This is a genomic window from Telluria sp. PB2R4 (assembly GCF_059685695.1).
Genome location: NZ_JCASIC010000003.1, coordinates 90,479 through 116,220, shown reverse-complemented (window position 1 = coordinate 116,220; position 25,742 = coordinate 90,479). Strand labels below are relative to the sequence as shown.

Below are 25,742 nucleotides of genomic sequence, written 5' to 3'. Positions count from 1 at the left end.
AATTGAAATGCCACGTCGTCGTGAAGTACCCAAGCGCGAAATCCTGCCGGATCCAAAATTCGGCAACACCGATGTCGCCAAGTTCGTCAACGTTCTGATGCTGTCCGGTAAAAAGTCGGTCGCAGAAAACATCATCTACGGTGCGTTCGAATACATCCAGTCGAAATCGGGCAAGGACCCGCTGGAAGTCTTCGTCGCCGCGATCAACAACGCCAAGCCAATGGTGGAAGTCAAGTCCCGCCGTGTCGGCGGCGCCAACTACCAGGTGCCAGTTGAAGTTCGTCCGGTTCGTCGTATGGCGCTGTCCATGCGTTGGTTGCGCGAAGCCGCAAACAAGCGCAGCGAAAAATCCATGCCACAACGCCTGGGTGGTGAACTGATGGAAGCCGCGGAAATGCGCGGCGGCGCGATGAAGCGTCGTGACGAAGTTCACCGCATGGCTGAAGCGAACAAGGCGTTCTCGCACTTCCGCTTCTAAGCACGTGGCCAGACCCTCTCGGGGGCGCGGCCTAGCAGTATCTGTTGTTCAGGCCGGGCACATTTTGACTCCAAGATGCCGCCCGGTTTTGTCCATTCAAAGATTTAGGAAAAATTATGGCACGCAAGACCCCCATTGAGCGCTACCGCAATATCGGTATTTCCGCTCACATCGATGCTGGTAAAACCACCACCACCGAACGCGTCCTGTTCTACACCGGCGTGAACCACAAGATCGGCGAAGTGCACGACGGCGCCGCGACCATGGACTGGATGGAGCAGGAGCAGGAACGCGGCATTACCATTACCTCGGCAGCGACGACCTGCTTCTGGAAGGGTATGGCCGGCAACTTCGAGCCGCACCACATCAACATCATCGACACCCCGGGCCACGTCGACTTCACCATTGAAGTCGAGCGCTCGATGCGCGTCCTGGACGGCGCCTGCATGGTTTACTGCGCAGTCGGCGGCGTGCAGCCACAGTCGGAAACCGTGTGGCGTCAGGCTAACAAGTACAAAGTCCCGCGTCTGGCCTTCGTCAACAAGATGGACCGTACCGGTGCGAACTTCTTCAAGGTCTACGAGCAGATGCGCGCTCGCCTGAAGGCGAACCCGATCCCTCTGCAGATCCCGATCGGCGCGGAAGAGAACTTCCTGGGCGTGGTCGACCTGGTCAAGATGAAAGCAATCATCTGGGACGAAGCCTCGCAAGGCATGAAGTTCGACTACCGCGACATCCCGGCCGAACTGGTTGATCAAGCCAACGAATGGCGCGAGAAGCTGGTCGAAACCGCCGCTGAAGCGTCGGAAGAGCTGATGAACAAGTACCTGGAAGAAGGCGAACTCTCTGAAGAAGAGATCAAGGCCGCCCTGCGCCAGCGCACCATCGCGTCGGAAATCGTCCCGATGATGTGCGGTACCGCGTTCAAGAACAAGGGCGTGCAGGCAATGCTCGACGCCGTCGTCGAATACCTGCCGTCGCCGATCGACATTCCACCAGTCGCCGGTACCGACGAGGACGACCAGCCGGTCACCCGTAAGGCCGACGACAACGAGAAGTTCGCTGCGCTGGCATTCAAGATCATGACCGACCCGTTCGTCGGCCAGCTGATCTTCTTCCGCGTCTACTCGGGCATGGTCAATTCGGGCGATACCGTCTACAACCCGGTCAAGGGCAAGAAGGAACGCCTGGGTCGTATTCTGCAGATGCACGCAAACCAGCGCGAAGAAATCAAGGAAGTCCGCGCCGGCGATATCGCCGCCGCAGTCGGCCTGAAAGAAGCGACCACGGGCGAAACCCTGTGCGATCCTTCGGCCGTCATCACCCTGGAAAAGATGGTGTTCCCGGAGCCGGTCATTCAGCAGGCAGTCGAGCCGAAGACCAAGGCCGACCAGGAAAAGATGGGCCTGGCGCTGAACCGTCTGGCACAAGAAGATCCGTCGTTCCGCGTGCGTACCGACGAAGAATCGGGCCAGACCATCATCGGTGGTATGGGCGAGCTGCACCTGGAAATTATCGTTGACCGCATGAAGCGCGAATTCAACGTGGAAGCAACCGTCGGCAAGCCACAGGTTGCCTACCGCGAGACCATCCGCAAGGCAGTCACCGACGTCGAAGGCAAGTTCGTCAAGCAGTCGGGCGGTCGCGGCCAGTACGGTCACGCTGTCCTGTCGATCGAGCCGCAAGAGCCGGGCAAGGGCTTCGAGTTCGTCGACGCCATCAAGGGCGGTGTGGTTCCACGCGAATACATCCCTGCAGTCGAGAAGGGTGTTCGCGAAACCCTGACCGCCGGCGTGCTGGCTGGTTACCCGGTCGTTGACGTGAAAGTCACCCTGACCTTCGGTTCGTACCACGACGTCGACTCGAACGAGAACGCGTTCCGTATGGCAGGTTCGATGGCATTCAAGGACGGCTGCCGTAAAGCATCGCCGGTCATCCTCGAGCCGATGATGGCCGTGGAAGTGGAAACGCCGGAAGACTACGCTGGTTCGGTGATGGGCGACCTGTCGTCCCGCCGCGGCATGGTCCAGGGCATGGACGAAATCCCGGGCGGCGGCGGCAAGATCATCAAGGCCGAAGTCCCGCTGTCGGAAATGTTCGGTTACTCGACCTCGCTGCGTTCGGCGACCCAGGGCCGCGCGACCTACACGATGGAGTTCAAGCACTATTCGGAAGCGCCGAAGCACGTGATCGACGCAATCGTGACCGCGAAGTCCAAGTAATTCAGCAATACAGGGGCAGGACGCAAGGCCTGCCCCTCCAAAAAAATAGCGAAACAGTTCATTTAAAGGAAGATCGAAATGGCAAAAGGTAAATTCGAACGGACCAAGCCGCACGTCAACGTCGGCACCATCGGTCACGTTGACCACGGCAAAACCACCCTGACGGCAGCAATCGCAACCGTCCTGTCGAAGAAGTTCGGCGGCGAAGCCAAGGCATACGACCAGATCGACGCGGCTCCGGAAGAAAAAGCACGCGGCATCACCATCAACACCGCGCACGTCGAATACGAAACCGCGAACCGTCACTACGCGCACGTCGACTGCCCAGGCCACGCCGACTACATCAAGAACATGATTACCGGTGCTGCGCAGATGGACGGCGCGATCCTGGTGTGCTCGGCCGCTGACGGCCCAATGCCACAGACCCGCGAGCACATCCTGCTGGCGCGTCAGGTTGGCGTTCCGTACATCATCGTGTTCCTGAACAAGTGCGACCTGGTCGACGACGCAGAACTGCTGGAACTGGTCGAAATGGAAGTCCGCGAGCTCCTCTCGAAGTACGAGTTCCCAGGCGACGACCTGCCAATCATCAAGGGTTCGGCACGTATGGCGCTGGAAGGCCAGCCAGGCGAAATGGGCGAAGAGTGCATCGTCAAGCTGGCTGAAGCCCTGGACACCTACATCCCGACCCCGGAACGTGCCGTCGACGGCGCCTTCCTGATGCCGGTTGAAGACGTGTTCTCGATCTCGGGTCGCGGTACCGTGGTGACCGGTCGTGTCGAGCGCGGCATCATCAAGGTCGGCGAAGAGATCGAAATCGTCGGTATCATCGACACCGTGAAGACCACCTGCACCGGCGTGGAAATGTTCCGCAAGCTGCTGGACCAGGGTCAAGCTGGCGACAACGTCGGCCTGCTGCTGCGCGGTACCAAGCGTGAAGACGTCCAGCGTGGCCAGGTTCTGGCCAAGCCGGGCTCGATCAAGCCGCACAACCACTTCACCGGTGAGATCTACGTCCTGTCGAAAGACGAAGGCGGCCGTCACACCCCGTTCTTCAACAACTACCGTCCTCAGTTCTACTTCCGTACGACTGACGTGACCGGTTCGATCGAGCTGCCAGCGGACAAAGAAATGGTCATGCCAGGCGACAACGTGTCGATCACCGTCAAGCTGATCAACCCGATCGCGATGGAAGAAGGCCTGCGCTTCGCAATCCGCGAAGGCGGCCGTACCGTCGGCGCCGGCGTGGTTGCCAAGATCATCGCCTAATAGCGAGATCTGTTCGAAGGGCGGCGCAAGCCGCCTGTAGACTAAACAAATGTCGGCCTAGGCCGACATTTGTTTATCCGTGCCAGCCATCCGCTGACACGCAACACTTCTCTTCCACCGTATACGCCGGTAGGCGAGTGTGTTAAGATACCGACCCTGTTGCGCATCCGGATTTCCGTATGCGTTTTTTATTGCCACACCCCGTGTGTGGTTCGCTCTTTAAGGAATAGCCATGTCCAATCAAAAGATCCGTATCCGCCTGAAAGCGTTCGACTACAAGCTGATCGACCAGTCGGCCCTGGAAATCGTCGACACCGCCAAGCGCACCGGCGCAGTCGTCAAGGGCCCGGTCCCGCTGCCGACCCGCATCCAGCGCTTCGACATCCTGCGTTCCCCGCACGTCAACAAGACCTCGCGCGACCAGTTCGAAATCCGTACGCACCAGCGTCTGATGGACATCGTGGATCCGACCGACAAGACCGTTGACGCACTGATGAAGCTCGACCTGCCAGCTGGCGTCGACGTCGAAATCAAGCTGCAGTAATCGCATCCACCGGGGCGCAAGCATGCGCCGCGGTAGCAGGGCCGGGAATCCGACAGGGTTCCCGGCCCTTGTTATTTTGGCGCCTAGTTCAACAGGGCGTAGACGACCGGGGCCGCCAGGCCGCCGATGACGGTCCCGGCGCCGAGCAGCACCACCAGCAGCGCACAGCGGCCGATCCAGCCGACCAGCGTCGGATGGCCTGTGAAATGCACCCGCAGGCTGGCGGCGCTCAAGCGCGTGGCATCGTCGGGAAGATGATCGAAGTTCGACATGGGACCTCCGGGCAAAAGTCCATTGTCGAGCGCGCTTTTATCGCGCACTTTGTGCTGTCGCATACTGCCTGCATGCACTTGCCTGCAGCGATGAGCAGCGTGCGTCGCGCACCCGCGCTTCCCCGTATAGTCGCGCCTGGAAAACACGCGAGGAAGATCGATGCTGAGAAAACACCTATTGCTTGCGATGATCGCGCTCGTCAGCGCCTGTTCGGACAAGGCGGCGCCGCCTGCGGCACAGGATAAACCTGCTGCCGCACCGGCAAGCGCTCCTGCCTCGAGCGCCCCCGCCAGCACCGCGGCAGCACCAGGCATGCTGCGCGCCGACGGCATCGGCGCGCTCCGATTCGGTATGACGCTGGCGCAAGCGGAAGAGGCGCTCGGCGGCAAGGCGGAGCTGCCCACGCCTTTCGACCCGGCCTGCAGCATGGTGCGCTTCTCCGCCTTGCCGGGGGTGCGTTTCATGGTCGAGAACGGCGTCGTCACGCGCGCCGATGCCGAAGCGGGCATCGCCAGTGTCGTGGGCGCGATCGGCGAACCGCTGGAGCAGGTCCGCGCCGCGCATCCCGAAGCCGAGATCAGCCCGCACAAATACGATACGAACGGCCATTACCTCAGCTTCCCCGGCGCGGACGGACGAACCGCCATCATCATGGAAGCGTCGGGCGGCAAGGTGAGCAAAATGCGCGCCGGGCTCCAGCCGGCGGTGGGCTACGTCGAGACCTGCGGTTAAGTACTCGTCAAGGCGTCGAAGGGCGAGCTTTCGTCAGCCCTTCGACCCGGTCTTCCAGCGCATGCCGAAGCCGAAATGGCGGTCCATCAGCTCGTGCGCGCTGGTGCCGCCCTGCTGCTGGAAGTACTCCGCCAGCTTGGTCACCTGCAGACTGCCGCCCCGGTTCTCGATCAGCGCGATGGCGCACATCATCTGGTTGCCGCCGCCGTCCAGGCGCACCTCGATCGGGGCCTGCTCGGGCGCGGCGATGGTCACCACCGCGTCGGTCGCGGCCCAGTTGGGCACGCCCTCGTAGATGAAGGAAAAGATCAGCGCCCGGCGGATCCCGTCGAAGCGCTCGCCGTTGATGTACAGGTTCTCGCCGCCGGCCACGGAACCGGTGCGGTCGTCGGCATCGAGGCGGATGAAGGGCTCGCGCTCCAAGTCGCCCCAGGCGTTGCCGAGCGCCTGCACCAGGCCGCGCCGGCCATCGGCCAGTTCGTACATGCAGCCGAGGTCGAGGTCGATGCCGCCGCGTCCCTTGCGGCCGGCAGCAGCCGCGCCGCCGATCAGCTTGTCGAAGAAGCCCGTCTTGGCAGGCGGCGGTGGCGCCTCCTTTGCTGTCGCCGACTGGTTCCAGTTCAGGTTCACGTGGATGCGGCCAAAGCCGCGGCCGGCACGCTTGTCGAGCGAGACCTTGTCGCCGCGCTTTTCCAGCGTGACCTTCGACAGCGATACCTTGGGCGCCGCCGGGGCAGCAGGAGCGGCAGGAGCAGGCGTGGAGACAGGGGCAGCCGCAGGCGTCGCCTCGGTGCCGCCGAAATGCGCCAGCAGCGCCGCCAGCCCGCCGTTGAAACCCTGGCCGACGGCGCCGAAGCGCCACGAACCGTCGCGCCGGTACAGCTCCGCCACGATGACCGCCTTCTCGTCACCAAAATCCGCGCCCGACCACGGGAAGCGCAGCACGCCGCCGAGATTCAGGGCGCAGGCGCCGAGTGCGCGCATGGTCTGCGCGCCGTCGATCGCGGCCACGAATACCAGCTTTGCAATCGATGCCGGCAGCGCGTCGAGATTGACGGCAAAACGGGCCAGGGACCCTGCCAGCTCCAGCCGCACCGCGCCTTCCGGGCTGGCCAGCTGGTTATAGAACACCATGTAGCGGTCGTCCGACATGCGGTCGGCCGCATCCAGGCCGAAGCAGGACACATCGACCGACATGCCGGGCGCCTGGATGTCCAGCTCGACGGTGAAGGCGCTGCCGGCGCCGAGGTCTGCCAGCTTGCCTTTCTGGCCACGCGAAAACAGGTTCATGAGGGTTCTCCTTCCATCGAGCGCGAGCCGAAGCGGTGCGACTGCTCCACCAGGCGTTCGGCCCAGGCGCGGTGAGTGGCGACTTCGCACATCGCATCGTCCATGCGGAACACGGCGGGGCTGGCATCGTCGAGGATGGCGCGCGCCACCGCGAGGTCTTGCGGGCGCACCTGGTAATGTTGTTCGATCGGGCCGATCTGGGTCGGGTGGATCGCGGTCTTGCCCACCATGCCGTGAGCCAGGTCTTCCAGAACTTCCTGGTCGAGCAGTTCCGGCAGGTCGAGATATTCGAACACCGGCGCCGTCAGGGCGAAGCCCCAGGGGCGGAAGGTGGTCACCAGGCGCGCGATGACGGGGCCCAGCGGCGTGCGGTAGATGGTCATGCTGCGCGGACGGCGCAGGCCCAGCAGGGCGAGCAGGTCGTTGCCGCCGATGCGCAAGGCCAGGATGCGGTGGCGCACGCCCGGCGCTTCGAACACGGCGCGCAGCTGCAGCATTTCGCTGTCGCTGAACACTTCCGCCGTCTCCAGCGTAGGCATCAGCACGTGCGTGGTATCGCGCACCAGGCGGAAATAGGTCTCGAAATTGTGGCGCGTGATCTTGGGCAGCACGAAGCCGGTCAGCTTCTCGGCGCCAGGCATGGCCAACACGCGCGCCATCACCTCCGGGTTGCGCACCCGGACGAAGCGCTCGGCCGCGACCCCGTCGCGCATGTTCGCCAGCACCACCGAAAGGTTGAACAGCGACCAGCTCAGCTCGCGGTCGGCGATGGCGTCTTCGAGGCAGAAGATCAGCGAGCGCGCCCCCGGCAGCTTGTCGCCGTCGGCGATGTCCGCCAGGTCCTTGTGATTGGCGGGCACGTACAGCGAGGCGCCAATTGACTTAACCATCTGATGCACTCCTGATCAGGGAAACTGCATGATAAGGCAGGTCCGGGTCGATCGCGACCGGCACCTGTTTTTCTTCGGCCAGCACTTCGAGGTGGGCCACATCCGGGTTGCCTGGCTGGCGCAGCACCAGCAGGCGCGGCACGCGGCGCAGCAGCACGCGCGTGGCTTCGCCGATGCCGGGCTTGATGAGATTGACATCCTGGATGCCGTAGCGCGCCATGGCGCCGGCCAGGTAGGCGCGCGAGCGTTCAGCCGCAGATTGCGCGTCGAGCGGCGCCGCTTGCGGCCGGGATGGCAAACCGGTGTCGCCGGCCTGGCCGAGGGCCAGCGCCACCAGCGCGTCGGCGAAGCGCTGCGACTGGTCGTGCTCGGCGAATTGGCCGTAATAGACGCAGCCGTGGAAATCGTCCGGTCCGATGCGCTCGTCCAGCACCGTGCGGCTGACCAGCCCCGACACCGTGGCGTTCAGGATGCTCGACGGGATCAGGTAGTCGTCTTCGGAGGCCGCGCAGGCGGCCGCACCGGCCAGGTCCGACAGCACGTACAGGCCGTTGTCGATGTCCGTGCCCTGCGCCGCATTGAAGGCCGACACCGACAGCGCCAGCTCGCGCGCGATCACGCCCTTGCCGGTCCAGCCGTCGACGAACGCGATCGCCGCGGGCGGGTCGCCATTGGCCAGGATGTGGCGCAGGGCGGCCGCGTCGATGCCTCGGTCGCGCACGATCGACACCGAATAGTGCACTGCCTGGCGCCCGAACACCTCGCGCAGCAGGCGCGCAACGACCACGCCCACCGGCGTGCCGGCGCGCGCCAGCGACACCACGGCGATCTCGGCGACGCCTGCGCGCCGGTCGGCGATCAGGCGCGCCAGCCGCAGGCAATCGGCCGCCATGCGCGCGTTGTTGGCGCGGCAGGCATCTTCGAACACGGCCATGTAGCGCGCCGACGGCACCGATTCCGGCGACAGCATCTGGCTGTAGTGGCGCCGGCCCGACTGGATCAGGCGCTCTTTTTCGGCGACGGCCGTGAATTCCTGGGCCGGCAGGCGCGTGAGCAGGAAGCGCACCTCGCCTTCGCGGTAGCTGCCCGCGAAGCTCACAGGGTCTCCACGGTCAGGCGCGCCAGCTGGGTGGCGCGCGGGACGATCGCGTAGTCGCAGGCCGCCATGAAGCGCGCGTCCGAACGGCTGTCGCCCATGCCCAGGGTGACGATGTCGCCGTGCTCGGCGCGCAGCAGCGCCGTCACGTGGGCGACCGCATTGGCCTTGTCGAGCACCTTCGGCAGGATCGCCAGGTTGTTGCCGTTGCGGTGCACGACATAGTCCGGGTTGCCGTCCGCGATCCAGGGGCGCACCACCTCCGCCTCGATTGGCGCCAGGCGCTCGTGGCGCTTGTCCGGGTCTTTCACGACCAGGAAGAAGGGCGTGGCGAAATCCTCGATGGTGCGCGCGCGGCCGCCGAAGCCGGTCCGTGCGGCGTAGGCGTCGATGTGCCGGGCCAGCTCCTGCAGGCCGGGCAGGGCCGCATGCATGGCCTGGCGCACCGCTTCCAGCCAGGGCTTATCGGCGCTGCCGTCGGGGCACAGCACCACGCCGCCGTAGTTGATGATGGCGTAGCTGTCGAACGGCAGCTGCACCCGGCGCAGGCCGTCATGGTCGCGCGCCGTGGTGGGGATCACGGTGGTGCCGTCCTGCACGAAGCTGAAGAAAGCACGCTGGGCACGCGTGGTGTACGAGCAGATGCTGCCATCCTTGTAATAGGCGGCCGGCTCGAGCGCGTCGGCGCCGGCGAGCGGGCCGCACTTCTCGAAGGTCTGGAACAGCGTGTCGTCCAGGTCAGCGAACAGGAATTTCTTCAACTTCAGCCTCGGACAGGAAGTGGAACAGGCGCGCGTCCAGCTTGCCGGCGAGCTCGCGCAGCGCGGCGCTTGGCGCGGTTTCGTGGCACACCAGCACGTGGTCGTACTGGCCGGGCGCGATGTTATAGACGAAATTGGCGATGCCTTCGCCGTAGTTGTCGGGGAAGCCCAAGGCATGGCCCACGGCGCCCCAGGTCAGGATCGGCGAGCGGGTGGTCGACTGCACGATGGCATCGACGCCGCGCGCCTCCAGCTCCCTGCCCAGCAGCATGGCGGCGTGCATGAATTCGCCGGTACCCAGCACCGCCACTGTCGCACCCGGGGCGAACTCGCCCGCCAGGCGGGCCGCCAGCGCGGCGGGCGCGCGCATGGCGCGGTCCAGGCCCAGGCGGCCGAAGCGCGGGCTGGCGCCGCGGTCCGCGTCCGGGTCGAAGCGTTGCGCCGGCGTGCTCGGGGCCACGTAGTCGCCGGGCGTGAAGCGGTATTCGCCGCCGAGCAGCGCCCCCATGCTCACCGGCAGGCCGAAACGCGCCGACAGGGCGCCTGTCGCCGCCTCACCCATGAAATTCGTGATCGTCGCCAGGTGCACGCGTGCGATGCCCGGATTGAGGCGGCGGCAGGCATCGGTCAGGTTCAGGAAGGTGTTGCCGGTGCTGGCTTCGTCGTCTACCAGCACCAGGGTGGAAGCCCCCAAGAGCAGCGCGCGCAGCGCCGGGTCCTCCGGCAGGTGCAGGAACTGGCGCGGCGCGTGGCTGTGCGCTTCCTCGAATTCGATCAGTTCGCCGCTGCCCACGCGGTAGCGGGTGGTGTGGATGAACAGCGCGGGCCGGCCAGGATGGGCGCGCAGCCAGGCTTCGAACACGCCCTGGCCCAGGCCGATCGCGGTTTCGGCCATGGCGATGAACACCACGGGAGCGCCCGCCGCCGGCCCATCCGATGCGGGCACCGTGGCGGCCAGGCGGTCGTGGATGGCGAGCATGCTCGATGCCCGCACCGGCCAGTGCTTGCCCAGCACCTTGCTCAGGAACAGGAAGCCGCGCTTGGCGTTGGCGCGCGCCGCGAAGCCGAGCAGCGCGTCGAGCTCGTCGGCGCCGTCCGCCAGCGCCACTTCCAGGCTGCCGGTCGGCAGCGCCACGCTGCGCCGCAGCAGGACGTTCGGACTTGAGCTGGCGTTCATTCCAGCTCCAGCGCTTCGGATACCTCGGCCACGCGCATGCCGTTGCGTACTGCCGGCACCTCGACCGTGTCGAAGCCGTCGGCGAAGCCCTTGAGCGCGATCCAGGGCAGGTTGGGGCCGGCCGCGCAGGCCATGCCGATGCCGCCCGACATGCGCGGGTTGATTTCCAGTAAGCGAGGCTTGCCATCCGCTTCGCGGAACTGCACGTTGAACATGCCGTTCAGGCCGTAGTCGGCCGCCAGCTTGGCGGTCGCCGCCAGGATATCGGGCTGCATGTCGATCAGCTGGCCGCTGCCGGCCCCCGGCAGCTTGCGCCGCACCACCGCGGTCACCAGGCGGCCCGCGTCGCCGACGCAGTCGACGCTGAACTCGTCGCCAGGCAGGAATTCCATCAGCAGCATGGTGCGGAAGCTGCCCAGTTCGCCCAAGCCGCGGCGCAGGTCGTCGTAGCCGATGCTGTACTGGATACCTGCCAGCAGCAGCGCGGCGGCGCTGCGCGCTTCGTCGATCAGGGCAAAGCCCAGGCCGTAGATCGAGTTCGCGGGCTTCAGACACAGCCGCGCGTGGCGCGGGCGCAGTTCGGCCCAGGCGGCATCGAAGCCCTCCAGGCTCTCGAAGCGGCGGAACTCGGCCACCGGCGCCTGCGGCAGGTGGGTCTCGGCGTAGAAGCCGGCCTTGTCGTGGATGAGTTGCAGCTGCGAGGGCGAGGCCGTGTTCAGCACGCGCGTGCCGGCCGCGAGGAAGCGTTCCCCGTGCGCCGCCAGCGTGGTCGCTTCGCGGCCCGGGATGAAAATGTCGATGCGCTGTTCGCGGCAGAATGCCAGACACCATTCCACGTAGGCTTCCGGCGCCATCTTGGTCGGCTCGTAATGGAATTCGTGCGCCAGCCCGGCGGCAGGCGTGCGGCGGCTGGGATTACTGTAGATGAGGGTGAAACGGCCGGCGGTATCGGCTTCACGGATCAGCTTGATAGCGGTGTAGACGGACGAAAACGTCCTGTTGAACCAAACGCGCATGAAGTCTTTCAAGACAGGGTAGACGCGCGCGCCCGCCGTGGAGGGCGGGCGCGCAGAAACCGGCGGCGCTCGGGCCGCACTCGATGTAAAGCCCTTACACGTTGACGCCGAACGAGCGCGCCAGCGGTCCCAGGCCGCCCTTGAAGCCCTGGCCGACGGCGCGGAACTTCCATTCGCCGCCGTGGCGGTACAGTTCGCCGAAGATCATCGCGGTCTCGGTCGAGCTGTCCTCGGACAGGTCGTAGCGCGCGATCTCGGCTTCGCCAGCGGCGTTCAGGCAGCGGATGTAGGCCTTGGCGACCATGCCGAAGTTCTGGCGGCGCGCGTCGGCGTCGTGGATGGTGACGCAGAACGACACCTTCTCGACTTCCGGCGGCACCCGCGACAGATCGACGGCGATCTTTTCGTCGTCGCCCTCGCCCTGGCCGGTGGTGTTGTCGCCGGCGTGCTCCACCGAGCCGTCGGTGGATTTCAGGTTGTTGTAGAAGATGAAGTCCGAGTCGCCGCGGACCTTGGCATCCGTCTTGAGCATGAAAGCGCTGCCGTCGAGGTCGAACGCGGCGCCGTCGGTCGAGCGCGGATCCCATCCCAGGCCGATGATCACCTTGGTCAATCCGGGCGCTTCCTTGCTCAGGTTGACGTTGCCGCCTTTCTGCAGACTGATTGCCATACTTGCTCCTTTTTGTGGTCGGGTGGAAGGGTTAATTATCGATTGTACACGGTCCGGATTTCACATTGCTGTCCATTGCGCTGTCCATACGGAAGCGGCCGCATCGTGACATTCGGGTCATGGTGCGGCCGCGCGGGCATGCTGCGCGCCGGGCCGGCGCTGTCCCATCAGGCCGCGGCGCGTGCCTCCACGAAGGCGGCATCGGCGGCCGGCAGGGTGGCGGCGCCGTCCAGGTGGACGATCTGGGCCGGCAACGCGAGGCGGATGCCTTGCCGATCGAGCATGGCCACGACTTGCAGGTAAATTTCCTGTTGCACGTTCATGTACACCAGGTAATCGGCGCTGTCCACGAAGAACACGACCTCGAAGGTATAGGCGGGCGCCGCCAGCGATGCCAGGTGGGCACGGTCAAAGCGCACTTGCGGCTGGGCCGTGACGATCTCTTCGAGCAGGCCCGGCAAGGCGCGCAGCGCCGGTTCCTGGGTCTCGTAGGCGACGGCGAGCCGGAACGCCACGCGCCGCGCTTCCATGCGGCGCAGGTTGTGGATGCGGCTCTTGAGCAGGCTGGCGTTCGAGAACACGATCTGTTCGCCGTCCAGGCTGCGCAGGCGGATGGTCTTCAGGCCGATGTGCTCCACGGTGCCCAGCACCCCGTCGACGATGATGAAGTCGCCCACCACGAACGGCTTGTCGAGCACGATGGACAAGGACGCGAACAGGTCGCCCAGGATGCTCTGCACGGCCAGTGCCAGGGCGATGCCGCCGATGCCCAGGCTGGCCACCAGGGTGGTGACGTTGATGCCCAGGTTATCGAGCACCATCAGGGCAACCACGCCCCACAGCAGCACCCGCAGCAGGAAAGCGATCACGACCGACGAAGTCACGCGGTCGGGGTCGGCCACTTGCCGGGCGCGGGCGCCGGCCAGCCAGGACTTGACCGCATGGTCGCCCCACAGCGCGCACTGCAGCAGCACCGCCGCGATGACGGCGCGGCCCATGAGGGTCTGGACCCGCTCCGGCAACACCAGCAGGCTGGCGCCGGCGTACAGGCCGATCACGGCCAGCAGCGCCAGGCGCGTCGCCGCCAGCGCGGCCACGGCGGCGCCGGCCATGCGCGCGCCGCCGGGATTGACCGCGACCACCGAGCGCAGGCGGCGCAGCGCGATGGCCCGGACGGCATCCAGCCCGGCCACCACCACCACGGCAGCCATCAAGGCCAGCAGCCAGTCGGCCAGCGTGTTCCCCAACAGGATGGCATCCATGCGCATCCCGTCAGGCGGCCGAACGCTGTTCGAGGCTGCCTTGGGGCGACTCGGCCCGGGCGGCCGCCAGGAAGCCGTCGCCCCAGCGCGTCACATCGTGGTCTTCCACGATCATCGCCAGCCGCTCCGAGCGGTAGGCGATTTCGTCGGCGCCCATGGTCAGGGCCTGGTACAGCGTCTCGGTCATGTCGTTGGCATCGTAGGGATTGACCAGCAGGGCGCCGTGCAGCTCCACGGCGGCGCCGGCGAACTCGGACAGGATCAGCAGGCCGGGCCGGCCCAGGGCGTGCCGGGTGGCGATGTATTCCTTGGCGACCAGGTTCAGCCCGTCACGTAGCGGCGTGATCCAGGCGATGCCGGCCGCCGCATAATGGGCCAGCACGTCCTCGAAGGGCAGCGAGCGGTAAAAATAGCGCACCGGCACCCAGTCGAGCGTCGAGAAGCGGCCGTTGATGCGCCCCACCGTGCGGTCGAGTTCCTCGCGCAGGCTGTCGTAGATCTCCATGCCGCTGGCCGCCGGGGTGACGATGTTCAGCAGGGTCACCTTGCCCAGCATCTCGGGATGCAGGTCCAGCATGCGCTCGTACGCTTCCAGCTTCTCGAGCGAGCCCTTGACGTAGTCGAGGCGTTCGATCGATACGATGCCGGTGCGGTGCTTGTCGGCATTTCCGGCCAGGTAGCCGTCGAGCTCGGCCAGCTGGCGCTGCACCTCATCGCCGGCAGCCAGGCGCGCGATCAGCTTGACGTCGGTGCCGACCGGATGGGCGCCCAGCGCCACCCGGCGATCGCCGACCTCGATCGCGGTCGTCATGCGGTCCACGCCCAACGCGCAGCCGTAGGTCAGGAAGCGCGGCGCGCACGGCTGGGCATCGGCGATTTCCACCGGTGCGAACGAACGCACCGCATCGACGAAGTTTTCGACATAGCGCGGGATGTGGAAGCCCACGTAGTCGCATTGCAGCAGGCTGCCGATGATGTCGCGGCGCCACGGCAGGATATTGAACACATCGCTCGAAGGGAAGGCCGTGTGATGGAAGAAAGCGATGGTCAGGTCGGGACGCAGCGGACGCAGGAAGGCCGGTACCATCCACAGGTTGTAGTCGTGGATCCAGGCGGTGGCGCCATGGGCGGCCTCGCGCGCGGTCTGTTCGGCGAACAGGCGGTTGACTTCCAGGAAGCGCTCCCAGTGGGCCTGGTGGAATTCGGCCTTGTCCGGGAAAGAGAAGATGATCGGCCAGAAGGCTTCCTTGGAAAATTTCTTGTAGAACAGGTCGATGTCTTCCGGCGTCAAGGGGATGCGCGCCGCCTTCAGGTGCGGATAGCGGGCCGCGTCGACCGCCACGTGCGGTTCGAACCCCTCCGGTGCGCGGCTGTCCTGCTGCGACCAGGCTACCCACGCGCCCTTGCGACCGCCCGCGAAAAAACTCAGCAGCGTCGGCATGATGCCGTTCGGACTCTTCGGGCGGCGCTGCAGCGTGATGCCGTCGACGACGATTTCGTCATACGGCAGGCGGTGGTACACCATTATCAGCTCGGCGTCGCCGCAGGCCGGCGCCGGGTGCGTGCCGGATTCGCCGTCGAGCGGCATGCCGTAATGCGCCAGGGCTTCCAGGATGCCGCCGCAGCCTTCCTGCGTTGCGACGTAGACCCGCCCGTTCTTGCGGACGCGCTCGACCAGGGCCGGCTCGGCGCCGCCGACCACCACGCCGCGAAAACCGGTCTCGAACATCGACAGGTCGTTCAGGGTATCGCCGGCCACGACCACGCTGGCAGGATCGAAGCCGGCCACGTCGACCAGGCGGCGCAGCGCCGCGCCCTTGCCGACGCCGCGCGGCAGCACGTCGAGATAACGCCCGGCCGAGAACAGCAGTTCGCAGTCGAGCGCCGCCACCGCCGCGTGCAGCGCCTCCGTCACTGCCTCTTCCGGCGCCAGGAAGGAACAGCGCCGTTCCTGCGGCACGCTCTGGCGTACCAGCAAAGGGAAGCCGGCCAGGGCCCGCAACACGGCCTGGCTGCCGGGCCAGTGGGCGGTGAGCTCGCGCTGGATCTGCTCGACGGGGCGCAGCTCGCTGTCGACCACGGTGGCGCCGACGTCGGCGATGATGAAGTCCGGCTGCGGGATGGTCGGGTCGCTCAGCAGCGGCATCACGGTCTCGAGGCCGCGTCCGGTGACGAAGACCAGGGTAGGGCGGGAGTTGGCCGGGATCCTTGCCAGGCCGGAAAACAGGTCGCGCACGCGGCGCCGCGCCTCATGGGTGCCTGCCAGCAGCGTGCCGTCGAGGTCGGTGGCGAGCACCAGGCGGGCAGGATCGAGGGGGCGGGACCAGCGTTGCGAGTCGATGACGGTCATGAATCATCCTTTTCTATGAGGCGTCCGCGCGCAGGGGCGGCGGACCGGGTTCGGGCATGCGGGAGTCGCCGGGAGGCAGACATGCGAGGAGCGTGCAGGCACGGTGCGCGGGACGCACCGGCATGTGCGGCGAAGGGACATGCGGGAAACTGGAAAGTGCATTTGTACAATAGCATTTTGTGGCGCCTTCGACAACCGGCGATCCGCCAGGCCCGGCGGCAGGGCGGAACGGGCCTGAAAAAAAAGCTATTGCAAAACTGCTGTGCCGCTACGTATAATGCGGCTCCCCGGGCGGTTAGTTCAGCTGGTTAGAATACTTGGTCGACATCCAAGGGGTCGCAGGTTCGAATCCTGCACCGCCCACCAAATTCCAGAAGTTCCAGATCGCAGGCCGCTCCGGCCTGCAGAGAAAAGATGCGCAATTTCATCTTTTCTGTGCTGGCCAGCCAGGCCAGATTTCTCTCTTTCTCCATCTACTGCGGAATACGCAACAGGGTCGACATACCCCCGATTCTCTTGTTGCGTCAAGCCTTTTTGCACGCTATACTAGCCGGCTTCGGTATGGGTATCTCTTTTTCTGCCCGTACCTTTTCCTAGTAGTTTAATTAGCCCCGCCCAATCGTAGGTGGGAATGGAGAAAAAATGAGCCTGGGCCTCCTCGGTCGCAAGGTTGGCATGATGCGTATCTTCACGGATGACGGCGATTCGATCCCTGTCACTGTGCTGGACGTGTCCAACAACCGTGTTGCGCAAGTCAAAACCCCTGAAACTGACGGTTACACTGCAGTTCAGGTCGTCTTCGGTCAACGTCGCGCCTCGCGCGTGAACAAGGCCGCTGCCGGCCACTACGCCAAAGCTGGCGTGGAAGCTGGCACGATGCTGCGTGAATTCCTCATCGATTCCGCTAAAGCCGCTGAACTCAAAGCCGGCGACACCATCAATGCTTCGATGTTCGAAGTGGGCCAGAAAATCGACGTGCAAGGCACCTCGATCGGTAAGGGCTACGCCGGCACCATCAAGCGTCACAACTTCGCCTCGGGTCGTCAGACCCACGGTAACTCGCGTTCGCACAACGTTCCTGGCTCCATCGGTATGGCGCAGGATCCGGGCCGCGTGTTCCCAGGCAAGCGCATGACCGGTCACATGGGCGACGTTACCGTCACCACCCAGAACCTGGAAATCGCCCGCATCGACGCTGACCGTCAACTGCTGCTCGTGAAGGGTGCCGTTCCTGGCGCCAAAAACGGCCAGGTGATCGTCAAGCCGGCTGTCAAAACCAAAGCCAAGAAAGGAGCCTAAGTATGGAACTCCAGCTCCTGAATGAGCAAGGTCAAGCTGGCGCCGGCGTTGCAGCTGCCGACACCGTGTTCGGCCGTGAATACAACGAAGCCCTGATCCACCAGGTCGTGGTCGCCTATGCCGCCAACGCGCGCAGCGGTAACCGCAAGCAGAAGGACCGTGAAGAAGTCAGCCACACCACCAAGAAGCCATGGCGCCAAAAAGGCACCGGCCGCGCTCGTGCTGGTATGTCGTCGTCGCCACTGTGGCGCGGCGGTGGTCGCATCTTCCCGAACTCGCCTGACGAGAACTTCACCCACAAGGTCAACAAGAAGATGTTCCGTGCAGGTATCTGCTCGATCTTCTCGCAGCTGGCCCGTGAAGGCCGTCTGGTCGTGATCGAAAACCTGTCGATCGACGCTCCAAAGACCAAGCTGCTGCAGCAAAAACTGCAAGGCATGGGCCTGGAATCGGTCCTGGTGATCACCGACACCATCGAAGAGAACCTGGAACTGGCATCGCGCAACCTGCCGCACGTGCTCGTCGTCGAGCCGAAAGCAGCCGACCCGATGTCGCTGGTGTTCTACAAAAAAGTCCTGGTCACCAAAGCTGCACTGGCCAAGATCGAGGAGATGTACGCATGAGCGCCGCAATCAAATTCAGCGAAGAGCGCCTGATGAAGGTGCTGCTGGCTCCGGTCATTTCCGAAAAGGCGACCTTCGTCGCTGAAAAGAACGAACAGATCGTGTTCAAGGTTCTGCCGGATGCAACCAAGCCAGAAATCAAGGCGGCCGTTGAACTGCTGTTCAAGGTCGAAGTGGAATCGGTGCAAACCGTCAACCGCGAAGGCAAGGTCAAGCGTTCGGGCCGTTTCACCGGTCGTCGCAACCACACCAAGCGCGCTTTCGTGGCCCTGAAGCCGGGCCAGGAAATCAATTTTGTCGAGGAGGCTAAATAATGGCACTCGTTAAGATGAAGCCAACCTCCCCAGGCCGTCGCGGCATGGTGAAAGTTGTGACCGAAGGCCTGTACAAAGGCCGTCCGCTCGCAGCCCTGGTTGAGAAGAAATCGAAGACTGCTGGCCGTAACAACAACGGTCACATCACCACCCGCCACATCGGCGGTGGCCACAAGCAGCACTACCGTCTGGTCGACTTCAAGCGCCAGAAGGACGGCATTCCTGCCAAGGTCGAGCGTATCGAATACGACCCGAACCGTACCGCGCACATCGCACTGCTGTGCTACGCGGACGGCGCACGTGCGTACATCATCGCTCCGAAGGGCGTCGCTGTCGGCGATACCCTGATGAACGGTTCGGAAGCGCCGATCAAGGCCGGTAACTGCCTGCCGATCCGCAACATCCCGGTTGGTACCGTGATGCACTGCGTCGAAATGCTGCCAGGTAAGGGTGCCCAGATGGCCCGTACCGCCGGCGCCGGCGTCGTGCTGATGGCCCGCGAAGGCACCTACGCCCAGGTTCGCCTGCGCTCGGGTGAAGTCCGTCGCGTGCACATCGAGTGCCGTGCAACCGTTGGCGAAGTCGGCAATGCCGAGCACAGCCTGCGCAAGATCGGTAAAGCCGGTGCGATGCGTTGGCGCGGTGTCCGCCCGACCGTCCGCGGTGTGGTCATGAACCCGGTCGATCACCCGCACGGTGGTGGTGAGGGCAAGACTGCAGCTGGTCGTCATCCAGTGTCGCCTTGGGGCCAACAGACGAAGGGCAAGAAGACGCGTTCGAACAAGCGTACTTCTTCGATGATCGTCTCGCGCCGCGGCAAGAAATAAGGGATAAGAAATGACTCGTTCATTGAAAAAAGGGCCGTTCATTGACGCCCACCTGGTGAAAAAAGTCGAGACCGCGCAAGCGACCAAAGACAAGAAGCCAGTCAAAACCTGGTCGCGCCGCTCGACGATCTCTCCTGACTTCATCGGTCTGACGATCGCTGTCCACAACGGCAAGCTGCACGTGCCGGTGTATGTCTCGGAGAACATGGTCGGCCACAAGCTCGGCGAATTCGCGCTGACCCGTACGTTCAAGGGCCACGCCGCTGACAAGAAGGCGAAAAAATAATGGAAACTAAAGCAATCCTCAAAGGCGTGCGCCTGTCGGAACAAAAAGGTCGCCTCGTTGCCGACCTGATCCGCGGCAAGAAAGTCGACGCTGCGCTGAACATCCTGCAATTCAGCCCGAAGAAGGGCGCGACCATCATCAAGAAGGTTCTCGAGTCGGCAATCGCCAACGCGGAACACAACGATGGCGCGGACATCGACGAGCTGAAGGTCGTTCAGATCTACGTTGAAAAGGGCCCGATCCTGAAGCGCTTTACGGCTCGCGCCAAAGGCCGCGGTGATCGCATTTCGAAACAATCCTGTCACATTTACGTGACTGTCGGTAACTAAGGGGTCACAGAATGGGTCAGAAAATCCACCCAACCGGCTTCCGCCTGGCGGTCACCCGTAACTGGGCATCGCGCTGGTACGCTGGCAACGGCAACTTCGCCGACATGCTGAAGGAAGACCTGGAAGCACGCGCTTTCCTGAAGAAGAAGCTGAAGAACGCTTCGGTCGGCCGCATCGTCATCGAGCGTCCTGCCAAGAACGCGCGCTTCACCATCTACTCGTCGCGTCCTGGTGTCGTGATCGGTAAAAAAGGCGAAGACATCGAAGTCCTGAAGACTTCGCTGGCGAAGATCATGGGCGTGCCTGTGCACGTCAATATCGAAGAAATCCGCAAGCCGGAAATCGATTCGCAGCTGATCGCCGACTCGATCTCGCAGCAGCTCGAAAAGCGCATCATGTTCCGTCGCGCCATGAAGCGTGCGATGCAGAACGCCATGCGCCTGGGCGCTGTCGGCATCAAGATCATGTCGTCGGGCCGCCTGAACGGCATCGAAATCGCACGTACCGAATGGTACCGCGAAGGCCGTGTGCCTCTGCACACCCTGCGCGCCGATATCGACTACGGCACCAGCGAAGCATCGACCACCTACGGCATCATCGGCGTCAAGGTCTGGGTCTACAAGGGCGACCGTTCGGTCACCGGCGAAGCCCCAGTCATCGACACCCCGCCGGATGAGAAGAAGCCACGCGGCCCGCGTCGCGACGACGGCAAGCCGTCGCGCGGCCCACGTCCGGCTGGCGGCGCCCGTCCTGGTACTGCAGCACCAACCGTCCGTGCACGTCCGGCTGTGAAGCCTGCTGCACCGGCCGCCGCTGCGCCAGCTGAGAAAGCAGGAGAATAAGCATGCTGCAACCATCGCGCAGGAAGTATCGTAAAGAGCAGAAAGGCCGTAACACCGGCATTTCGCACACCCGCGGCACCGCGGTCTCGTTCGGCGAGTTCGGCCTGAAGGCAGTTGCCCGCGGCCGTATCACCGCACGCCAGATCGAAGCGGCACGTCGTGCCATGACCCGTCACATCAAGCGTGGCGGCCGTATCTGGATCCGTATCTTCCCGGATAAGCCGATTTCGAACAAGCCGGCCGAAGTCCGTATGGGTAACGGTAAGGGTAACCCGGAGTACTACGTCGCTGAAATCCAGCCAGGCAAAGTCCTGTACGAGATGGACGGCGTCGCAGAAGAACTGGCGCGCGAAGCGTTCCGCCTGGCCGCTGCCAAACTGCCGCTGGCGACCACGTTCGTGGTCCGTCAAGTCGGCCAATAACAGGAGTTGAATATGAAAGCATCGGAACTCCGCGGCAAGGACCAGGAAGCGCTGCAAAAGGAGCTGAATGAGCTGCTGAAGGCCCAGTTCGGCCTGCGCATGCAAATCGCTACCCAGCAGCTGGGCAACACCGCGCAGCTCAAGAAAGTACGTCGCGACATCGCGCGTGTGAAGACTGTGATGAACTCGAAGGAAGCCAAATGAACGACACCACTAAAACGGCGCTGAAGCGTACGCTGGTCGGCAAGGTCGTGTCCGACAAAATGGACAAGACGGTTACCGTCCTGATCGAGCGTCACGTGAAGCACCCGCTGTACGGCAAGATCATCGTGCGTTCGAACAAGTATCACGCGCACGACGAGACCAACCAAGTCAAAGCCGGTGACACGGTCGAGATCACGGAAGGTCGCCCGATCTCGAAGACGAAGGCCTGGACCGTGACCCGTGTTGTGCAGCAAGCACAGGTCATCTAAAGCCTGAAAATTTGTCTTGCGTGGCCCGCTGGTATCTGTGATACTAGCGGGCTTCGTTCATGTGTCGCCGCAGTATTCCTCCGCGGTTCTGCGGCCTGTAACGAATGGAAAGTCCATCACCCAAACGTATCGCTCCAGCAGGGGCGGCACGGCGGGACCAAGACTGACCGCAGGCCCACGGTTACCGTGGGGTTTTCTACGGCTTAAGTTGGGAAAGAAAATACTATGATTCAAACCGAAAGCCGGCTCGAAGTAGCCGACAACACCGGTGCCAAGGAAGTTCTGTGCATCAAGGTGTTGGGCGGCTCGAAGCGCCGTTATGCGAGCATTGGCGACATCATCAAGGTCACCGTCAAGGTGGCTGCGCCGCGTGGTCGCGTCAAGAAGGGCGAAATTTACAACGCCGTGGTTGTGCGTACCGCTAAAGGTGTGCGCCGCCAGGACGGTTCCCTGGTCAAGTTCGACGGCAACGCCGCCGTCCTGCTGAACGCCAAGCTGGAGCCGATCGGCACCCGTATCTTCGGACCGGTCACGCGCGAACTGCGTACCGAGAAGTTCATGAAGATCGTGTCGCTGGCACCTGAAGTTCTGTAAGGAATCGACATGGATAAAATTCGTAAAAACGACGAAGTCATCGTTCTGGCCGGTAAGGACAAGGGCAAGCGTGGCGTCGTTCAGAAGCGTGTAGACGCTGAACACGTCATCGTTGAAGGCGTCAACGTCGCTAAGAAAGCGACCAAGCCGAACCCGATGACCGGTGTTACTGGTGGTATCGTCGACAAGACTATGCCGATTCACGTGTCGAACGTCGCGCTGTTCAATGCTGCGACCGGCAAGGCAGATCGCGTTGGCTTCAAAGACCAGGACGGCAAAAAAGTCCGCGTCTTCAAGTCGAGCGGCGAAGTAGTGAAGGGGTAAGATAAATGACCCGTCTCCAAGCAATTTACAAAGAAAAAGTCGTCGCCGAACTGACCGAGAAATTCGGTTACAAGTCGATCATGGAAGTCCCGCGCCTGACCAAGATCACCCTGAACATGGGTCTGTCGGAAGCAGTCGCCGACAAGAAGATCATCGAGCACGCAACTGGCGACCTGACCAAGATCGCCGGCCAGAAGCCGGTCGTGACCAAAGCTCGCAAGGCAATCGCAGGTTTCAAGATCCGCGAAGGCTACCCGATCGGTGCGATGGTGACCCTGCGCGGCAACCGCATGTACGAATTCCTGGACCGCTTCATCACCGTGGCCCTGCCGCGCGTGCGTGACTTCCGCGGTGTGAATGGCAAATCGTTCGATGGTCGTGGCAACTACAACATCGGTGTCAAGGAACAGATCATCTTCCCTGAAATCGACTACGACAAGATCGATGCGCTGCGTGGCATGAACATCTCGATCACCACCACCGCTAAGACCGACGAAGAAGCCAAAGCGCTGCTCGCCGCCTTCAAATTCCCGTTCAGGAACTAAGAGCATGGCAAAACTTGCACTGATTAACCGCGAACAGAAGCGTGCAGACCTGGTGGCGAAATTCGCCCCGAAGCGTGCCGCTCTGAAAGCAATCATCGACGACCAGTCGAAGTCGGAAGAAGAACGTTACGAAGCGCGCCTGAAGCTGCAGGCACTGCCGCGTAACTCGGCGCCGACTCGCCAGCGTAACCGCTGCGCCATCACCGGCCGTCCACGTGGCACCTTCCGTAAATTCGGTCTGGCCCGTACCAAAGTCCGCGAATTCGCCATGAAAGGCGAAATCCCGGGTATGACCAAAGCTAGCTGGTAATAGGAGAATAAGCAATGAGTATGAGCGATCCTATCGCCGATATGCTGACCCGCATTCGCAACGCACAAACTGTCCAGAAAACCACGGTCGCAATGCCGTCGTCGAAAGTCAAAGTTGCGATCGCCAACGTCCTGAAGGACGAGGGTTACATCGAAGATTTCGCCGTGACCACCGAAGGTGGCAAGGCTGAACTGAAAATCGGTTTGAAGTATTACACCGGCCGTCCGGTCATCGAGCGCATCGAGCGCGTGTCCCGTCCTGGCCTGCGCGTCTACAAGGGCAAGAGCGAAATCCCGTCGGTCATGAACGGCCTGGGCGTGGCGATCGTCTCGACCCCGCAAGGCGTGATGACCGACCGTAAAGCACGTGCTACCGGCGTCGGTGGCGAAGTGCTGTGCTACGTGGCTTAAGGAGTAGACATGTCTCGAGTAGCTAAGATGCCAATCGCCGTCCCGGCAGGTACCGATGTCGCGATCAACGCGTCGTCGATCACCGTCAAGGGCCCGCTCGGCACCCTGACCCAGTCCCTGAACGGCCTGGTCAAAGTGGAAAACAACAACGGCACGCTGACCTTCGACGTGGTGGACGATTCCCGTGAATCGAACGCCATGTCGGGTACCCTGCGCGCCCTGGTCAACAACATGGTTACCGGCGTCACCAAAGGTTTCGAGCGCAAGCTGAACCTGGTGGGCGTGGGCTACAAGGCAGCAGTGCAGGGCAACGCGCTGAACCTGTCCCTGGGCTTCTCGCACCCGGTGCTGCACGCGATGCCGGAAGGCGTCACTGCAACCACCCCGACCCCGACCGAAATCGTGATCAAGGGTATCGATCGCCAGAAAGTCGGCCAGACGGCTGCAGAAGTGCGCGCTTACCGCTCGCCTGAGCCTTACAAGGGCAAGGGTGTCCGTTATTCGGACGAAGTGGTGAAGCTTAAAGAAACCAAGAAGAAATAATCGGAGCTGACATGGACAAGAAACAATCGCGTCTGCGTCGCGGACGTCAAACCCGCATCAAGATTGCCCAGTTGGGCGTGAACCGTCTGTCGGTTCACCGCACCAACCTGCACATCTATGCGAACCTGATCAGCCCGGACGCAAAGGTGCTGGCGTCGGCTTCGACGCTGGAAGCAGAAGTGCGCGCTGAACTGGCCGGCAAAACTGGTGGCGGCGGCAACGCTGCAGCAGCTGCCCTGGTTGGCAAGCGCGTCGCTGAAAAAGCACTGAAAGCAGGAATCACCGAAGTCGCGTTCGATCGCTCGGGTTTCCGTTACCACGGCCGTGTGAAGGCGCTGGCGGAAGCCGCGCGTGAAGCCGGTCTGAAGTTCTAAGGAAGAATCGTCATGGCAAAAATGCAAGCGAAAATGCAAAGCGACAAGCCGGATGATGGCATGCGCGAAAAAATGATCGCGATCAACCGCGTGACCAAAGTGGTCAAGGGTGGTCGTATCATGGGTTTTGCAGCGCTGACCGTGGTTGGTGACGGCGATGGCCGCATCGGCATGGGTAAAGGCAAGTCGAAGGAAGTTCCAGTCGGCGTGCAAAAAGCGATGGAAGAAGCCCGCCGCAACCTGATCAAGGTGCCCCTCAAGAACGGTACGCTGCACCACACCGTTTCCGGTCGTCACGGCGCCTCGCGCGTCATGATGATGCCGGCCAAGCCGGGTACCGGCGTGATCGCTGGTGGCGCAATGCGCGCTATCTTCGAGGTGATGGGCGTGACCGACGTGGTCGCCAAGTCGACCGGTTCGTCGAACCCGTACAACCTGGTTCGCGCTACCCTCGACGGCCTGTCGAAAATGAGCACTGCTTCCGATATCGCTGCCAAGCGCGGCAAGTCGGTTGAAGACATCCTGGGTTAAGGGAAACACACATGGCAAACACTGTCAAAGTTCAGCTCGTCAAGGGCTTGATCGGTACCCGTCAGGATCACCGTGCTACCGTCCGCGGTCTGGGCCTGCGTCGTGTCAACTCGGTCTCCGAGCTGCAGGACACCCCATCCGTGCGTGGCATGATCAACAAAGTCGCGTACCTCGTTAAAGTAGTCTCGTAAGCCTTCGGGCTTACGTACGGAGAAATCAATGGAACTCAATACCATTCAACCAGCTGACGGCGCCAAGCACTACAAGCGCCGCGTCGGTCGCGGTATCGGCTCCGGCCTGGGCAAGACTGCCGGCCGTGGTCACAAGGGTCAGAAATCGCGTTCGGGCGGCTTCCACAAAGTCGGCTTCGAAGGCGGTCAGATGCCTCTGCAGCGTCGTCTGCCGAAGCGTGGCTTCAAGTCGCTGAACGCAACCTTCAAGGCGGAAGTGCGCCTGTCGGACCTGAACAACCTGGCTGTCGGCGATATCGACATCCTGGTGCTCAAGGCAGCAGGCGTCCTGCCGGTGGTGGCACGCGATGTGCGCGTCATCCTGTCGGGCGAGATCACCAAAGCGGTGAACCTCAAGGGCCTGAAGGCAACTGCCGGCGCACGCGCCGCGATCGAAGCAGCGGGCGGTTCGGTCGCTTAATTGCGGCCCTGCCTG

35 protein-coding genes and 1 tRNA gene are annotated in these 25,742 nt (G+C 63.2%); 26 read left to right on the top strand and 10 right to left on the bottom strand.

Going from position 1 to position 25,742, the window contains the following annotated elements:
• Nucleotides 1-7 precede the first annotated feature (7 nt).
• The 4 genes from rpsG to rpsJ all read left to right on the top strand — a co-directional run bounded on the left by rpsG (nucleotide 8) and on the right by rpsJ (nucleotide 4,513).
• Nucleotides 8-478, top strand: a complete 471-nt coding sequence (gene rpsG / locus AC56LU_RS06725; RefSeq protein WP_497174820.1) for a 30S ribosomal protein S7 — start codon at nucleotides 8-10, stop codon at nucleotides 476-478.
• Between the two features lie 116 nt (nucleotides 479-594).
• Complete coding sequence (gene fusA / locus AC56LU_RS06720) at nucleotides 595-2,700, top strand: elongation factor G (protein WP_497174819.1); 2,106 nt, start codon at nucleotides 595-597, stop codon at nucleotides 2,698-2,700.
• 78 nt (nucleotides 2,701-2,778) lie between these two features.
• Nucleotides 2,779-3,969 carry an elongation factor Tu gene (gene tuf / locus AC56LU_RS06715; protein WP_497174818.1) on the top strand — a complete coding sequence of 397 codons (1,191 nt, stop codon included), beginning with the start codon at nucleotides 2,779-2,781 and terminating at the stop codon, nucleotides 3,967-3,969.
• Between the two features lie 232 nt (nucleotides 3,970-4,201).
• Entirely contained in the window at nucleotides 4,202-4,513 is a 312-nt protein-coding gene (gene rpsJ, locus AC56LU_RS06710) for a 30S ribosomal protein S10 (protein WP_197065334.1), read from the top strand.
• Nucleotides 4,514-4,596: 83 nt separating this feature from the next.
• On the opposite strand, the gene AC56LU_RS06705 is transcribed toward rpsJ, so the two are convergent.
• Nucleotides 4,597-4,785, bottom strand: a complete 189-nt coding sequence (locus AC56LU_RS06705; protein ID WP_497174817.1) for a hypothetical protein — start codon at nucleotides 4,783-4,785, stop codon at nucleotides 4,597-4,599.
• Nucleotides 4,786-4,945: 160 nt separating this feature from the next.
• Between AC56LU_RS06705 and AC56LU_RS06700 the strand changes: the two genes are divergently transcribed.
• Complete coding sequence (locus AC56LU_RS06700; RefSeq protein WP_497174816.1) at nucleotides 4,946-5,518, top strand: hypothetical protein; 573 nt, start codon at nucleotides 4,946-4,948, stop codon at nucleotides 5,516-5,518.
• A 33-nt stretch (nucleotides 5,519-5,551) separates the two neighbouring features.
• Here AC56LU_RS06700 and AC56LU_RS06695 read toward each other — a convergent pair whose 3' ends face one another.
• From AC56LU_RS06695 to ggpS, 9 genes are all read right to left on the bottom strand, one after another.
• A complete protein-coding gene (locus AC56LU_RS06695; RefSeq protein ID WP_497174815.1) occupies nucleotides 5,552-6,808 on the bottom strand; it encodes a TerD family protein in 1,257 nt (418 codons plus the stop codon).
• The gene (locus AC56LU_RS06690) at nucleotides 6,805-7,698 is read right to left on the bottom strand and encodes an HpcH/HpaI aldolase/citrate lyase family protein (RefSeq protein ID WP_497174814.1); all 894 of its coding nucleotides are present in this window, start codon (nucleotides 7,696-7,698) and stop codon (nucleotides 6,805-6,807) included. Before AC56LU_RS06690 ends, AC56LU_RS06695 begins: the two co-directional genes overlap by 4 nt.
• Nucleotides 7,691-8,797, bottom strand: a complete 1,107-nt coding sequence (locus tag AC56LU_RS06685) for a cysteine protease StiP family protein (RefSeq protein ID WP_497174813.1) — start codon at nucleotides 8,795-8,797, stop codon at nucleotides 7,691-7,693. The genes AC56LU_RS06690 and AC56LU_RS06685 overlap by 8 nt, the downstream gene beginning before the upstream one ends.
• Nucleotides 8,794-9,555: a hypothetical protein gene (locus tag AC56LU_RS06680; protein WP_497174812.1), complete on the bottom strand. Its 762-nt coding sequence runs from the start codon at nucleotides 9,553-9,555 to the stop codon at nucleotides 8,794-8,796. Before AC56LU_RS06680 ends, AC56LU_RS06685 begins: the two co-directional genes overlap by 4 nt.
• Nucleotides 9,533-10,732, bottom strand: a complete 1,200-nt coding sequence (locus AC56LU_RS06675; RefSeq protein WP_497174811.1) for a phosphoribosyltransferase domain-containing protein — start codon at nucleotides 10,730-10,732, stop codon at nucleotides 9,533-9,535. The genes AC56LU_RS06680 and AC56LU_RS06675 overlap by 23 nt, the downstream gene beginning before the upstream one ends.
• The gene (locus tag AC56LU_RS06670) at nucleotides 10,729-11,748 is read right to left on the bottom strand and encodes an ATP-grasp domain-containing protein (protein WP_497174810.1); all 1,020 of its coding nucleotides are present in this window, start codon (nucleotides 11,746-11,748) and stop codon (nucleotides 10,729-10,731) included. Before AC56LU_RS06670 ends, AC56LU_RS06675 begins: the two co-directional genes overlap by 4 nt.
• 94 nt (nucleotides 11,749-11,842) lie before the next feature.
• Nucleotides 11,843-12,418 (bottom strand): TerD family protein, encoded by a 576-nt coding sequence (locus tag AC56LU_RS06665; RefSeq protein ID WP_497174809.1) that lies wholly within the window; start codon nucleotides 12,416-12,418, stop codon nucleotides 11,843-11,845.
• A gap of 167 nt (nucleotides 12,419-12,585) precedes the next feature.
• Nucleotides 12,586-13,680: a mechanosensitive ion channel family protein gene (locus AC56LU_RS06660; RefSeq protein ID WP_497174808.1), complete on the bottom strand. Its 1,095-nt coding sequence runs from the start codon at nucleotides 13,678-13,680 to the stop codon at nucleotides 12,586-12,588.
• Nucleotides 13,681-13,690: 10 nt separating this feature from the next.
• A complete protein-coding gene (ggpS, locus tag AC56LU_RS06655; protein WP_497174807.1) occupies nucleotides 13,691-16,030 on the bottom strand; it encodes a glucosylglycerol-phosphate synthase in 2,340 nt (779 codons plus the stop codon).
• Nucleotides 16,031-16,319: 289 nt separating this feature from the next.
• On the opposite strand from ggpS, the gene AC56LU_RS06650 reads away from it, so the two are divergent.
• The 21 genes from AC56LU_RS06650 (at nucleotide 16,320) to rplO (ending at nucleotide 25,727) form a co-directional block, all read left to right on the top strand.
• Nucleotides 16,320-16,396: transfer RNA gene (locus AC56LU_RS06650), tRNA-Val, on the top strand.
• Between the two features lie 276 nt (nucleotides 16,397-16,672).
• The gene (rplC, locus tag AC56LU_RS06645; RefSeq protein ID WP_224946778.1) at nucleotides 16,673-17,329 is read left to right on the top strand and encodes a 50S ribosomal protein L3; all 657 of its coding nucleotides are present in this window, start codon (nucleotides 16,673-16,675) and stop codon (nucleotides 17,327-17,329) included.
• A 2-nt stretch (nucleotides 17,330-17,331) separates the two neighbouring features.
• Nucleotides 17,332-17,952, top strand: a complete 621-nt coding sequence (gene rplD, locus AC56LU_RS06640; RefSeq protein ID WP_497174806.1) for a 50S ribosomal protein L4 — start codon at nucleotides 17,332-17,334, stop codon at nucleotides 17,950-17,952.
• Nucleotides 17,949-18,266 (top strand): 50S ribosomal protein L23, encoded by a 318-nt coding sequence (rplW, locus tag AC56LU_RS06635; protein WP_296315993.1) that lies wholly within the window; start codon nucleotides 17,949-17,951, stop codon nucleotides 18,264-18,266. The genes rplD and rplW overlap by 4 nt, the downstream gene beginning before the upstream one ends.
• Complete coding sequence (gene rplB, locus AC56LU_RS06630) at nucleotides 18,266-19,093, top strand: 50S ribosomal protein L2 (RefSeq protein ID WP_497174805.1); 828 nt, start codon at nucleotides 18,266-18,268, stop codon at nucleotides 19,091-19,093. The genes rplW and rplB overlap by 1 nt, the downstream gene beginning before the upstream one ends.
• A gap of 10 nt (nucleotides 19,094-19,103) precedes the next feature.
• Nucleotides 19,104-19,379 (top strand): 30S ribosomal protein S19, encoded by a 276-nt coding sequence (gene rpsS / locus AC56LU_RS06625; RefSeq protein ID WP_497174804.1) that lies wholly within the window; start codon nucleotides 19,104-19,106, stop codon nucleotides 19,377-19,379.
• A complete protein-coding gene (gene rplV / locus AC56LU_RS06620; RefSeq protein WP_171085678.1) occupies nucleotides 19,376-19,708 on the top strand; it encodes a 50S ribosomal protein L22 in 333 nt (110 codons plus the stop codon). Before rpsS ends, rplV begins: the two co-directional genes overlap by 4 nt.
• Nucleotides 19,709-19,719: 11 nt before the next feature.
• The gene (gene rpsC / locus AC56LU_RS06615; protein WP_436107909.1) at nucleotides 19,720-20,550 is read left to right on the top strand and encodes a 30S ribosomal protein S3; all 831 of its coding nucleotides are present in this window, start codon (nucleotides 19,720-19,722) and stop codon (nucleotides 20,548-20,550) included.
• A 2-nt stretch (nucleotides 20,551-20,552) separates the two neighbouring features.
• Nucleotides 20,553-20,972, top strand: coding sequence for a 50S ribosomal protein L16 (gene rplP / locus AC56LU_RS06610; RefSeq protein ID WP_005663456.1), 420 nt, complete (start codon nucleotides 20,553-20,555; stop codon nucleotides 20,970-20,972).
• A 12-nt stretch (nucleotides 20,973-20,984) separates the two neighbouring features.
• Complete coding sequence (gene rpmC, locus AC56LU_RS06605; RefSeq protein WP_027867254.1) at nucleotides 20,985-21,176, top strand: 50S ribosomal protein L29; 192 nt, start codon at nucleotides 20,985-20,987, stop codon at nucleotides 21,174-21,176.
• Nucleotides 21,173-21,445 (top strand): 30S ribosomal protein S17, encoded by a 273-nt coding sequence (rpsQ, locus tag AC56LU_RS06600; RefSeq protein WP_036246286.1) that lies wholly within the window; start codon nucleotides 21,173-21,175, stop codon nucleotides 21,443-21,445. Before rpmC ends, rpsQ begins: the two co-directional genes overlap by 4 nt.
• A 225-nt stretch (nucleotides 21,446-21,670) precedes the next feature.
• Nucleotides 21,671-22,039, top strand: coding sequence for a 50S ribosomal protein L14 (rplN, locus tag AC56LU_RS06595; RefSeq protein WP_005663451.1), 369 nt, complete (start codon nucleotides 21,671-21,673; stop codon nucleotides 22,037-22,039).
• Between the two features lie 9 nt (nucleotides 22,040-22,048).
• On the top strand, nucleotides 22,049-22,363 hold the full coding sequence (gene rplX, locus AC56LU_RS06590; protein WP_091877211.1) for a 50S ribosomal protein L24: 315 nt from the start codon (nucleotides 22,049-22,051) through the stop codon (nucleotides 22,361-22,363).
• 5 nt (nucleotides 22,364-22,368) lie between these two features.
• Nucleotides 22,369-22,908 carry a 50S ribosomal protein L5 gene (gene rplE / locus AC56LU_RS06585; RefSeq protein ID WP_497174803.1) on the top strand — a complete coding sequence of 180 codons (540 nt, stop codon included), beginning with the start codon at nucleotides 22,369-22,371 and terminating at the stop codon, nucleotides 22,906-22,908.
• Nucleotides 22,909-22,912: 4 nt separating this feature from the next.
• A complete protein-coding gene (gene rpsN, locus AC56LU_RS06580) occupies nucleotides 22,913-23,218 on the top strand; it encodes a 30S ribosomal protein S14 (protein ID WP_497174802.1) in 306 nt (101 codons plus the stop codon).
• Nucleotides 23,219-23,232: 14 nt separating this feature from the next.
• Nucleotides 23,233-23,628, top strand: coding sequence for a 30S ribosomal protein S8 (rpsH, locus tag AC56LU_RS06575; RefSeq protein ID WP_497174801.1), 396 nt, complete (start codon nucleotides 23,233-23,235; stop codon nucleotides 23,626-23,628).
• 9 nt (nucleotides 23,629-23,637) lie between these two features.
• Nucleotides 23,638-24,171, top strand: coding sequence for a 50S ribosomal protein L6 (gene rplF, locus AC56LU_RS06570; RefSeq protein WP_497174800.1), 534 nt, complete (start codon nucleotides 23,638-23,640; stop codon nucleotides 24,169-24,171).
• 11 nt (nucleotides 24,172-24,182) lie between these two features.
• Nucleotides 24,183-24,545 (top strand): 50S ribosomal protein L18, encoded by a 363-nt coding sequence (gene rplR / locus AC56LU_RS06565; RefSeq protein WP_497174799.1) that lies wholly within the window; start codon nucleotides 24,183-24,185, stop codon nucleotides 24,543-24,545.
• Nucleotides 24,546-24,557: 12 nt separating this feature from the next.
• Nucleotides 24,558-25,076, top strand: coding sequence for a 30S ribosomal protein S5 (gene rpsE, locus AC56LU_RS06560; RefSeq protein ID WP_036215360.1), 519 nt, complete (start codon nucleotides 24,558-24,560; stop codon nucleotides 25,074-25,076).
• An 11-nt stretch (nucleotides 25,077-25,087) separates the two neighbouring features.
• Nucleotides 25,088-25,267, top strand: a complete 180-nt coding sequence (rpmD, locus tag AC56LU_RS06555) for a 50S ribosomal protein L30 (RefSeq protein WP_020655693.1) — start codon at nucleotides 25,088-25,090, stop codon at nucleotides 25,265-25,267.
• Between the two features lie 28 nt (nucleotides 25,268-25,295).
• A complete protein-coding gene (rplO, locus tag AC56LU_RS06550; protein ID WP_497174798.1) occupies nucleotides 25,296-25,727 on the top strand; it encodes a 50S ribosomal protein L15 in 432 nt (143 codons plus the stop codon).
• Nucleotides 25,728-25,742: the final 15 nt, after the last annotated feature.

Excerpts from the sequence above, each read along its gene's own strand:
- rpsG (WP_497174820.1), top strand. The coding sequence starts at position 8 with ATGCCACGTCGTCGTGAAGTACCCAAGCGCGAAATCCTGCCGGATCCA.
- fusA (WP_497174819.1), top strand. The coding sequence starts at position 595 with ATGGCACGCAAGACCCCCATTGAGCGCTACCGCAATATCGGTATTTCC.
- tuf (WP_497174818.1), top strand. The coding sequence starts at position 2,779 with ATGGCAAAAGGTAAATTCGAACGGACCAAGCCGCACGTCAACGTCGGC.
- rpsJ (WP_197065334.1), top strand. The coding sequence starts at position 4,202 with ATGTCCAATCAAAAGATCCGTATCCGCCTGAAAGCGTTCGACTACAAG.
- AC56LU_RS06705 (WP_497174817.1), bottom strand. The coding sequence starts at position 4,785 with ATGTCGAACTTCGATCATCTTCCCGACGATGCCACGCGCTTGAGCGCC.
- AC56LU_RS06700 (WP_497174816.1), top strand. The coding sequence starts at position 4,946 with ATGCTGAGAAAACACCTATTGCTTGCGATGATCGCGCTCGTCAGCGCC.
- AC56LU_RS06695 (WP_497174815.1), bottom strand. The coding sequence starts at position 6,808 with ATGAACCTGTTTTCGCGTGGCCAGAAAGGCAAGCTGGCAGACCTCGGC.
- AC56LU_RS06690 (WP_497174814.1), bottom strand. The coding sequence starts at position 7,698 with ATGGTTAAGTCAATTGGCGCCTCGCTGTACGTGCCCGCCAATCACAAG.
- AC56LU_RS06675 (WP_497174811.1), bottom strand. The coding sequence starts at position 10,732 with ATGAACGCCAGCTCAAGTCCGAACGTCCTGCTGCGGCGCAGCGTGGCG.
- AC56LU_RS06670 (WP_497174810.1), bottom strand. The coding sequence starts at position 11,748 with ATGCGCGTTTGGTTCAACAGGACGTTTTCGTCCGTCTACACCGCTATC.
- AC56LU_RS06665 (WP_497174809.1), bottom strand. The coding sequence starts at position 12,418 with ATGGCAATCAGTCTGCAGAAAGGCGGCAACGTCAACCTGAGCAAGGAA.
- AC56LU_RS06660 (WP_497174808.1), bottom strand. The coding sequence starts at position 13,680 with ATGGATGCCATCCTGTTGGGGAACACGCTGGCCGACTGGCTGCTGGCC.
- ggpS (WP_497174807.1), bottom strand. The coding sequence starts at position 16,030 with ATGACCGTCATCGACTCGCAACGCTGGTCCCGCCCCCTCGATCCTGCC.
- rplC (WP_224946778.1), top strand. The coding sequence starts at position 16,673 with ATGAGCCTGGGCCTCCTCGGTCGCAAGGTTGGCATGATGCGTATCTTC.
- rplD (WP_497174806.1), top strand. The coding sequence starts at position 17,332 with ATGGAACTCCAGCTCCTGAATGAGCAAGGTCAAGCTGGCGCCGGCGTT.
- rplW (WP_296315993.1), top strand. The coding sequence starts at position 17,949 with ATGAGCGCCGCAATCAAATTCAGCGAAGAGCGCCTGATGAAGGTGCTG.
- rplB (WP_497174805.1), top strand. The coding sequence starts at position 18,266 with ATGGCACTCGTTAAGATGAAGCCAACCTCCCCAGGCCGTCGCGGCATG.
- rpsS (WP_497174804.1), top strand. The coding sequence starts at position 19,104 with ATGACTCGTTCATTGAAAAAAGGGCCGTTCATTGACGCCCACCTGGTG.
- rpsC (WP_436107909.1), top strand. The coding sequence starts at position 19,720 with ATGGGTCAGAAAATCCACCCAACCGGCTTCCGCCTGGCGGTCACCCGT.
- rplP (WP_005663456.1), top strand. The coding sequence starts at position 20,553 with ATGCTGCAACCATCGCGCAGGAAGTATCGTAAAGAGCAGAAAGGCCGT.
- rpmC (WP_027867254.1), top strand. The coding sequence starts at position 20,985 with ATGAAAGCATCGGAACTCCGCGGCAAGGACCAGGAAGCGCTGCAAAAG.
- rpsQ (WP_036246286.1), top strand. The coding sequence starts at position 21,173 with ATGAACGACACCACTAAAACGGCGCTGAAGCGTACGCTGGTCGGCAAG.
- rplN (WP_005663451.1), top strand. The coding sequence starts at position 21,671 with ATGATTCAAACCGAAAGCCGGCTCGAAGTAGCCGACAACACCGGTGCC.
- rplX (WP_091877211.1), top strand. The coding sequence starts at position 22,049 with ATGGATAAAATTCGTAAAAACGACGAAGTCATCGTTCTGGCCGGTAAG.
- rplE (WP_497174803.1), top strand. The coding sequence starts at position 22,369 with ATGACCCGTCTCCAAGCAATTTACAAAGAAAAAGTCGTCGCCGAACTG.
- rpsN (WP_497174802.1), top strand. The coding sequence starts at position 22,913 with ATGGCAAAACTTGCACTGATTAACCGCGAACAGAAGCGTGCAGACCTG.
- rpsH (WP_497174801.1), top strand. The coding sequence starts at position 23,233 with ATGAGTATGAGCGATCCTATCGCCGATATGCTGACCCGCATTCGCAAC.
- rplF (WP_497174800.1), top strand. The coding sequence starts at position 23,638 with ATGTCTCGAGTAGCTAAGATGCCAATCGCCGTCCCGGCAGGTACCGAT.
- rplR (WP_497174799.1), top strand. The coding sequence starts at position 24,183 with ATGGACAAGAAACAATCGCGTCTGCGTCGCGGACGTCAAACCCGCATC.
- rpsE (WP_036215360.1), top strand. The coding sequence starts at position 24,558 with ATGGCAAAAATGCAAGCGAAAATGCAAAGCGACAAGCCGGATGATGGC.
- rpmD (WP_020655693.1), top strand. The coding sequence starts at position 25,088 with ATGGCAAACACTGTCAAAGTTCAGCTCGTCAAGGGCTTGATCGGTACC.
- rplO (WP_497174798.1), top strand. The coding sequence starts at position 25,296 with ATGGAACTCAATACCATTCAACCAGCTGACGGCGCCAAGCACTACAAG.